Origin of the sequence: Streptosporangium sp. NPDC050855 (assembly GCF_044456585.1) — a bacterium.
In the GTDB taxonomy this organism is placed as follows: domain Bacteria; phylum Actinomycetota; class Actinomycetes; order Streptosporangiales; family Streptosporangiaceae; genus Streptosporangium; species Streptosporangium longisporum.
On record NZ_JBITFY010000007.1, the window covers coordinates 1 to 9,077 of the forward strand.

At 74.8% G+C, this 9,077-nt stretch carries 1 protein-coding gene; it reads right to left on the bottom strand.

Going from position 1 to position 9,077, the window contains the following annotated elements; all coding sequences use genetic code 11:
• On the bottom strand, nucleotides 1–9,050 hold a 9,050-nt coding region (locus ACIBCT_RS15770), incomplete at its 3' end, for an amino acid adenylation domain-containing protein (protein WP_399188940.1).
• Between the last annotated feature and the right edge of the window lie 27 nt (nucleotides 9,051–9,077).

Genomic DNA, 9,077 nt, shown 5'->3' on the forward strand with positions numbered 1-9,077 from the left:
GCTCGCCGTTGTGGGGGGGGGGGTGGGGGGCCCCCCCCCCCCCCCCGGGCGGGCCGCCCCCCGCCCCCCCCCCCCGCGAAGGAGGAGGACTCCTCCACCCGGGACCGCAGCACCACGGTGTTGACGAAGAACCCGACCAGTCCCTCCAGCTCGGTCCTGTTACGGCCGGACGTCGCCGTGCCCACCGCGACGTCCCGCTGGCCGCAGTAGCGCGCGAGCAGCACCTGCGTGGCAGCGACCAGGACCATGAACAGGGTGGCGTCGTGGCCGCGCGCGACGGCCCGCAGCCGGTCCACGACCTCGGGCGGCATCTCCGTCGTGTGCGTCGCGCCCGCGGTGGCGCGCACGACGGGCCGCGGCCGGTCCACGGGCAGGGCCAGCGGGGCCATCCCGTCGAGCCGCCGCCTCCAGTAGCCGAGGTGCTCGTCGAGTGCCGGGCCCTCCAGCAGTTCCCGCTGCCAGGCGGCGAAATCCGCGTACCGCAGGGGAAGCGGTGCCGGCTCCCGCCGCCCGCCGCCCGCCCCGTCGGGGCCGTTCACCTCGAGGGAGTAGAAGGCGGCGAAGTCCTCGGCGAGCACCCCCATGGACCAGCCGTCGGTCACGATGTGGTGCATGAGCAGCGCCAGTACCTGGTCGGCGTCGTCGAGACGGATCAGCACGGCCCGGAACAGCGGGCCGTGCCGCAGGTCGAAGGGGCGGGAGGCCTCCTCCTCCAGGCACCGCCACATCCCGGCCTCGCGCTCCTGCGCGGGCGTCCCGCGAAGGTCGATCGATTCGAGGATCGCCTCCGCGTCCGTCGTCGAGGTCGCCTCGGAGAGCGGGTGGATCGTCTGGGAGCCTCGGCCCTCGGCGTCGCCGAACGTGGTGCGCAGCGACTCGTGCCGCCGCACCAGGCTCCGCAGGGCGGCCGACGCCGCGCCGGTGTCGAGCACACCGCGGAGCCGCAGCGCGAGGGCCGTGTTGTATCCGGTGCCTCCGGGGTCGAACGCGTCGAGGAACCACAGGCGCTGCTGGGCGAACGACAGCGGGAGGTCGTCGTCGCGGTCCACCACCCCGATCGCGGCCGGCCCCTCGCCGGGGCCGCCGCCGCGGAGCAGCGGGGCGAGCGTCGCGACGGTGGGCGTGTCGAAGAGCTGCCGGGGCGGCGGTGCCGAGCCGAAGGCGGCCCGGACCCGCGAGATGATCTGGATGCTGAGGATCGAGTCGCCACCGAGGTCGAAGAAGCTGTCGTCCATCCCGACCCGGGCGACGTCCACCTGGAGCACCTCGGCCCAGATGGCGGCCAGCGCGCGTTCGGTCGCGTCGCGCGGGGCGACGTACACCGTGCCGGTGTCGGCGGCCCTGCCGGGGTCGGGCAGCACGCGGCGGTTCACCGTCCCGCTCGGGTTCAGCGGCAGCGCGTCCAGGGTCACGAACGCGGACGGCACCGCGTGCGCCGGAAGGACCCCGGCCAGGAACGCCTTGAGCTCCGCCGCGTCCACCGCCTCGCCCGAGGGCACCGCGTAGCCGGTCAGCCGGGTGCGTCCCGGGGCGTCCTCCCAGGCGGCGACCGCGGCGGCGGCGACACGGGGGTGGCGGGCCAGGGCCGACTCGATCTCTCCCAGCTCCACACGGAAGCCCCTGATCTTGACCTGGTCGTCGGCCCGGCCCAGGAACTCCAGGTTCCCGTCGGCGCGCCGGCGCACCAGGTCCCCGGTACGGTACATCCGGCCCTCGCCGCCGGGGGCGAACGGATCCTTCAGGAACCGCTCCGCGGACAGTTCCGCGCGGTTCCAGTAGCCCCGCGCCACCCCGCCGCCGCCGATGTAGAGCTCCCCGGTGACACCGAGCGGCACCGGGCGCCCCTGCCCGTCCAGCACGTAGACGGTGGTGTTGACCAGCGGGCGCCCGATGGGCACGAAGGCCGCGTCCCCCACGGGGTCGCCGCCGAGCTGGAAGACCGTGGAGTCCACGGTCGTCTCGGTGGCGCCGTAGGCGTTGACGACCACGGTGTCCCGGCCCACCCCGCGCAGCACCTCCTCGGAGTCGCCCGCGGGCCAGCCCTCGGAGCCGACCATGAGGACGCGCAGCGAGTCGAGCCGCACGCCGCGCCGCCCGGCCTCCTGGACCAGTGCCCTGGCCAGCGACGGGACCGTCACCAGGATCTCCGCCCCGGTACGGGCAAGGATGTCCAGCAGGACGGGCGGGTCCGCCACCGCCTCGGCCGGGCACACCTCCATCGTCCCGCCGAACAGGGCGGACAGCAGGAAGTCGCCGAAGAACAGGTCCACCGACAGGCTCGACACCGACAGGGAGCGTGGCCGCGTACCGGACAGGCCGTAGCGGGCGTCCCAGGCGCGCACCATGTGGTGAACGTTGCGATGCTCGACCATCACGCCCTTCGGGCGGCCGGTGGATCCCGAGGTGTAGACGACGTAGGCCAGGTCGGCCGGTGTCACGGCGACGTCCGGCGGCGACGCGGGCAGCCGGTCGAGGGCGGGCCGGTCCCGGTCCAGGAACACGACGGAGACCGGGGGCGTCCCGGACGAGGCGGACGGCGCGACCCGGTCCAGCAGCCGTTCCTGGGTCACCACCACCGGCGCCGACGCGTCCTGCAGCATCGTCGCCAGCATCGCGGGCGGGTAGTCGGGGTCGAGCGGCACGAACGCACCGCCCGCCTTCAACACCCCCAGCAGCGCGACCATCGCGTCCACGCCGCGCTCGACGCACACCCCCACCAGCACGCCGGGAACCACCCCCAGCTCCACCAGGCGGTGTGCCAGCCGGTTGGCCCGCTCCTCCAGCCCGGCGAAGGTCAGCGCGTCCTCGCCGCAGCTGACGGCGACGGCGTCCGGGGTGAGCCCGGCCCGCGCGGTGAACAGCTCGTGGACGCACCCGGCGGGCGGGAACTCCACGACGGGGCCGTTCCACTCCCCCAGGAAGCGTTCCCGCTCGGACGCGGTGAGCAGGGGCAGGTCCGCCACCGGGCTCGCCGGGGTCGCGGCGATCGCGCCGAGGATCGTCTCCAGGTGCCCGGCCATGCGTTCCACGGTCGGCTCGTCGAACAGGGTGGGGTCGTACCCCAGCGCCAGGGTCAGCTCCCGCGCCGCGTGGGCGGTGAGGGTGAGCGGGTAGTTGGTCTGCTCGTCGCCCCGGTGATCGCGCACGCGAAGCCCGTGCCTGGCCGCCGCGTCGGGGTCGTACGGGTAGTTCTCGAACACCACGACGCTGTCGAACAGGTTGGTGCCCCTGGGCACCTCGGCGCACGCGTGGATCTGCGCCATCGACAGGTACTCGTACTCGCGGGACCCGGCCTGCGCCTCCTGGAGGCGCCGCAGCCACGACGTCACCGGCTCGGCACCGTCCACGTCGATCCTGACGGGCACGACGTCGACGAACAACCCGATGATCGACTCCGAGCCGGGAAGCCCGGCGGGACGGCCGGAGACCGTCGCCCCGAAGCAGACGTCCCGCTCCCCGCCGTAGCGGGACAGCAGCAGCGCCCACGCGCCCTGCACCAGGGTGTTGACGGTCAGCCGGGCGTTCCTGGCGCACTCGTACAGCCTGCCGGACAGCTCCCCCGGCAGCCGCGACCGGATCTCCCTGGAGGAGCGCGCCCCGTGTGCCCGCGCCACCGGCCGGTCGAACGGCAGCGGGGTCGGCGCGGTCATGCCCGCGAGCACCCCCCGCCAGTACCTCTCCGCCTCGGCCCGGTCCTGGCGCGCCAGCCACCCGACGTAGTCCCGGTACGGCGGGCGAGGCGTCACCGCGCCCGCGTGCCCGCCGGTGAGGGCCGCGTACTGCTCGAACACCTCCGACAGCACGTGCGAGGAGCTCCAGCCGTCCAGCATCATGTGGTGCGCCGCCCACAGGAGCTGCACCTCGCTGTCCGACAGCCGCACGAGGTCCAGCCGGGTCAGCGGCGCGACGCCCAGGTCCAGCCGCCGCTCGGCCCGGCTCTCCCACAGCCTCCGCACCGCCTCCTCCCGCTCCGGTTCCGGCAGGTCACGCAGGTCGTGGTGGGTGACGGGGACCCGCACCCCCCGGCGGACGACCTGCACGGGCTCGGGGACGCCCTCCCAGATCACCGCCGTACGCAGGGCGGGCGTGCGGTCGACGACCCGCTGCCACGCCTCGGCCAGCGTCTCCGCGTCGGTGACCCCCTCCAGCACCATCGAGAAGTGGCCGGCGTAGATGTCGGCGCCGGGCTCGGCCAGCGAGTGGAAGAGCATGCCGCTCTGCATGGGTGTCAGCGGGTAGATGTCCTCCACGGACCGGCCGTCCCCGGCCAGCCTGTCCACCGTGGCCTGGTCGAGCGCGGCGAGCGGGAAGTCGGAGGGGGTGCAGCCGCCCGCACCCGGTTCCGCGCAGTGCGCGGCGATCCCTTCCAGGGCGGACGTCATCCGCGCCGCCAGGGCCTCGACGGTCTCCTCGTGGTGGACGGCGGCGGAGTACGCCCAGCGGAACTCGAGCTCGTCGCCGTCGACGAACCCGGTGATCTCCAGCAAGTGCCGCCTGGCCTGCCCGGGGCTGCGCTCCGCACCGGGGTGGGGAAGCCGCCCGGCGACGAGCCCGCCGCGCCCGCCGGATCCGGCGTCGAGCCGCCCGAGGTAGTTGAACCCCACCTCCGGATGCCTGCTCGCGCCCGGAGCGCGGCCGGGCGCGCCGAGATGGCGCAGCGCGCCGTACCCCAGCCCGTCACCCGGCACCGCGCGGAGCTGCTCCTTGACCGACATGAGCGTCTCCCTCCAGCCGGGCACGGGCGGGAGGCTCAGCGCGACGGGGAAGACGGTGGTGAACCAGCCGACGGTCCGCGAGAGGTCGACGTCGGGGAACAGGTCGACGCGACCGTGTCCCTCCACCTCGACCAGGGCGATGTCCTCGCCGGTCCACTCGCACAGCACCCTGCCCAGCGCCGCGAGCAGCACGTCGTTGATCCGGGTCCGGTAGACCTCCGGCACGTCGCGCAGCAGCGCCCGGGTGCTCTGCGCGCCCAGGCGTGCGGTCACGGTACGCATGGACGCGACCGTGTTCCCGGCGTGCCCGGCGTGCCCGGCGTGCCCGGCGTGCCCGGCATTCCGGTCAGGCCCGTCGTGCCGGTCGTGCCGGTCGGCGATGTCCACCGGCAGCGCGGCGACCTTGGCCGCGGTCTCGTCCAGGCGGGTCCAGTGGTCCAGCTCGTGGTCGAGGGCACCGGCCGCCACGTGGTCGGCCAGACGCCGCGCCCACTCCTGGAAGGAGGTCGTCTTGGCGGGGAGCCGGACGTCGCGGCCCGCCGCGGCCTGCCGGTAGGCGTCCTCCAGGTCGGGCAGCAGGATCTGCCAGGAGACGGCGTCGACCACGAGATGGTGGGCCACCAGGAACAGCCGGGGACGGCGCCCCTCGCCGAGCACGAAGAGCAGCGCCCTGAACAGGGGGCCGGTCTCCAGCCGGAACCCCTCCTGCGCGGCCAGCACGGCCTCGCGCATCCGCGCCTCCCGGTCGGCGTCGCCGGTTCCCGACAGGTCGATCCGCCGCAGCGGGTCGCCGCCCTCCGCGGCGGCGTTGTGCTGCCGCCACTCCCCGCCCTCGCGCCCGGCGCGCAGGCGCAGGGCGTCGTGGTGGGCGAGCAGCGCGGCCAGGGCGGCGCGCAGCGCCTCCTCGTCGGGCTCCTGTGCGAGTTCGAGGAACACCGCCTGGTTGAACCGGTCCACGCTGTCCATGAAGTTCTCGAAGAACCAGTGCTGGACGGGGGTGAGCGGCACCTCCCCCGACACGGCCCGCTGCTCGGCACGCCGCGGTTCCTCCGCGACCGCCTCCGCGGCCAGTTCGGCGACGGTCTGGCGCAGGAAGGTCTGCTTGGCCGTCACGCGCAACCCGGCCTCGCGGGCGCGGGCCACGACCCGCAGGCCCAGGATGGAGTCGCCGCCGAGGTCGAAGAAGTTGTCGTCCACGCCCACCCGGTCCACGCCGAGCAGCTCGGACCAGACCTCGGCGAGGATCCGCTCGGCGGGCGTGCGGGGCTCGACGTAGCGCGTCCCGGCCTCACGGTCCCCCGTGGGCGCGGGCAGCGCCCGCCTGTCCACCTTGCCGTTGACGGTCAGCGGCAGGCGTTCCAGCACGACGAACGCCGAGGGCACCATGTGCTCGGGCAACGTGGCACGCAGGAAGGCGCGCAGCTCCGCCAGGGCGGGGGCGCCGGAGTCCGCGGGAACGAGGTAGGCGACCAGACGCCGGTCGCCCCGGGCGCCGGTCCTGACCGCCACCGCGGCCTCGTCCACGGCGGGGTGCCCGGCCAGGGCCGCCTCGACCTCGCCGAGTTCGACCCGGAATCCCCTGATCTTGACCTGGTCGTCGGCGCGGCCCGCGTACTCCAGCTCGCCGCCGGGCAGCCGGCGTGCGCGGTCGCCGGTGCGGTACATGCGGGTGCCGGGCGGGCCGTAGGGGTCGGCGACGAAACGTTCGCCGGTCAGCCCGGGACGGCGCAGGTACCCGCGGGCCAGCCGGGGTCCGGCGAGGTAGAGCTCGCCGGGAACCCCGACGGGCGCCGGGCGCAGCCGCTCGTCCAGCACGTAGGCGCGGACGCTGCGGAACGGGCGGCCGATGGGCACCGCCGCGGTGCGGCCGTCGTCGGGGGTCAGCGCCTGGGTCATGGTGGCGCCGATCGTGGACTCGGTCGGCCCGTAGCCGTTGAACATCCGCCGTCCGGCCGACCAGGTCCGCACCAGCCCGGGAGGGCAGGCCTCGCCCGCGACGACCAGGACCGTCCCTTCGGGCACGGCGTCGGCGGGCAGCACGGTCAGCGCGGTCGGGGGCAGGGTGAGGTGGGTGAGCCCCTCCCTTTCGATCAACTCGGCCAGCGGAGGTCCGGGCGCCCGCTCCTCGGAGGTGGCGACGACCAGCGTGCCGCCGGACAGGAGGGCGAGCATCAACTCCCAGAAGGCCCCGTCGAAACTGAAGGAGGCGAACTGCAGCACCCGCGTCCCCGGGCCCGCGCCCAGCCGCTCCCGCTGGGTGAGCACCATGTCGTACAGGCCCGTGTGAGGGACCACGACCGCCTTGGGGCGGCCGGTGGAACCGGAGGTGTAGATCACGTAGGCGGGATGCGCGGGGTCCTGGCGGGCCGCCTCCACCGGGCCGTCGTCCACCGGGCCGTCGTCCGCAGGGCCGTCAGGGGCGGCTTCCGCCGGGGCGAGGGCGGCGGCGGTGTCCGGCGCGTCCAGCACGAGGAGGGGAATCCCCGCCGGCAGCCGGTCCGCCTCCTCCGCGGTGGTCAGGGTGAGGATCGGCTCGGCGTCCCCGACCATCGCCCGGACGCGTTCCTCGGGGTAGTCCAGGTCCAGCGGCAGGTACGCGGCACCGCTCTTCAGGACGGCGAGGATCGCGACGACGGTCTTGGCCGACCGGGGGACGGCCACCGCGACGATCCGTTCGGGTCCGGCGCCCCGGCCTGCCAGCAACCGGGCCAGCCGGTCCGCCCGCTCGTCCAGCTCGCCGTAGGTGAGGCTCCGCCCGGCGTGGACGAGGGCGACGGCCGAGGGGTCGGCCGCGACCTGCTCGGCGAACATCTCGGGGACCGTACGAGGCTCGGGGCCGCCGCCCTCGCCGCACCACGTGTCGGTCAGCAGGCGGTACTCGGCGGCGCTCAGCAGGGGAAGGTCGGCGATCGGCCGGTCGGGGGCGTCCGCGATCGCCGTCAGGAGCGTCAGCAGGTGACCTGCCACGCGCTCGGCGGTGGCCGCCTCGAACAGGTCCGTGCCGTAGCCGAGGTGGGTGACGAGCGCACCGTCGCGCTCGTAGAAGTCGAACGAGAGGTCCATGGGCGCCACCAGCACCGGCGGGCGGATCTCCTCGACCTGTACGCCGGGCAGCTCGACCCTCCCCCCTGGCGCGTTCTGCAGGTTGACCGCGACCTCGGCGAGCGGGAGCCGGCTGGGGTCGCGCTCGGGCCGCAGGACCTCCACGAGCCGCTGGAAGGGCACCTCGTCGTTGTCGAAGGCGTCCAGCACGGTGGAGCGGGCCGTGCCGAGGAAGGCGGTGAACGGCACGGACTCGTCGACCTGGCAGCGCAGCACCAGGGTGTTGACGAAGAAACCGATCAGCCTCTCCAGTTCGACCCGGTTGCGGCCGCTGGTCGCGGTGGCGACCGCGACGTCCCGCTGTCCCGAGTAGCGCGCGAGCAGGATCTGCACCGCGGCGACCAGGGTCATGAACAGGGTGGCGCCGTGCTCGCGGCCCACCTCCCTCAGCCGCGACACCACCTCGGGGGGCACCTCGAAGACGTGGACCGCGCCCGCGGAGGACCTGATCGGCGGTCGCGGCCGGTCGGTGGGCAGGTCGAGCGGGGCCAGCCCGTCGAGCCGCTCACGCCAGTGGGCGAGCCGGTCGTCGAGCGCCGTGCCCGACACACGGTCCCGCTGCCAGGAGGCGAAGTCGGCGTAGCGCAGCGGCAGCGGCGGCAGCGGCGACGGCTCGCCCCGGACGCCGGCCGCGTACAGGGCGTTCAGCTCGTCGGCGAACACCCCCATGGACCAGCCGTCGGTGACGATGTGGTGCGTGCTGAAGGCCAGCACGTGCTCGCCGGGGCCGAGCCTGAGCAGGCCGGCCCGGAACACCGGCCCCCGGCGCAGGTCGAAGGGGCGCGCCGCCTCCCGCAGGAGCCACCCGCGCAGCGTGGCCTCGCGGTCGCCGCCGGGAGGCACGTGCGCCTCGGTGACCTGGATCGGCACCTCCGTGGCGGGGTGCACGGTCTGCACGCCCAGGCCGTTCACCGAGTCGAAGGTGGTGCGCAGCGACTCGTGCCGGTCCACCAGGCGGTTCACGGCGAGGGTGAGCACGCCGACGTCCAGGTCACCGGTCAGCCGCAGTACCAGGGGGACGATGTACTCGGCGCTGTCCGGATCCATCTCGTACCTGAACCAGAGCCGCTGCTGGGCGGGCGACTGCGGCGACGTCCCCCCCGGAGGGGTGCGCGGGATCTCCTCCGCCTCCGGGGAGGCCGGGCTCTCACCGGCCAGCCGCCGTCGCATCGCCTCGCGCAGGTGCGCGGGCAGGGCGGCCATGCGGCCGTCACGCGAAGAGGGGGCGTTCATGGCGTTCTCCCGTTCGGGGTCGGCTGG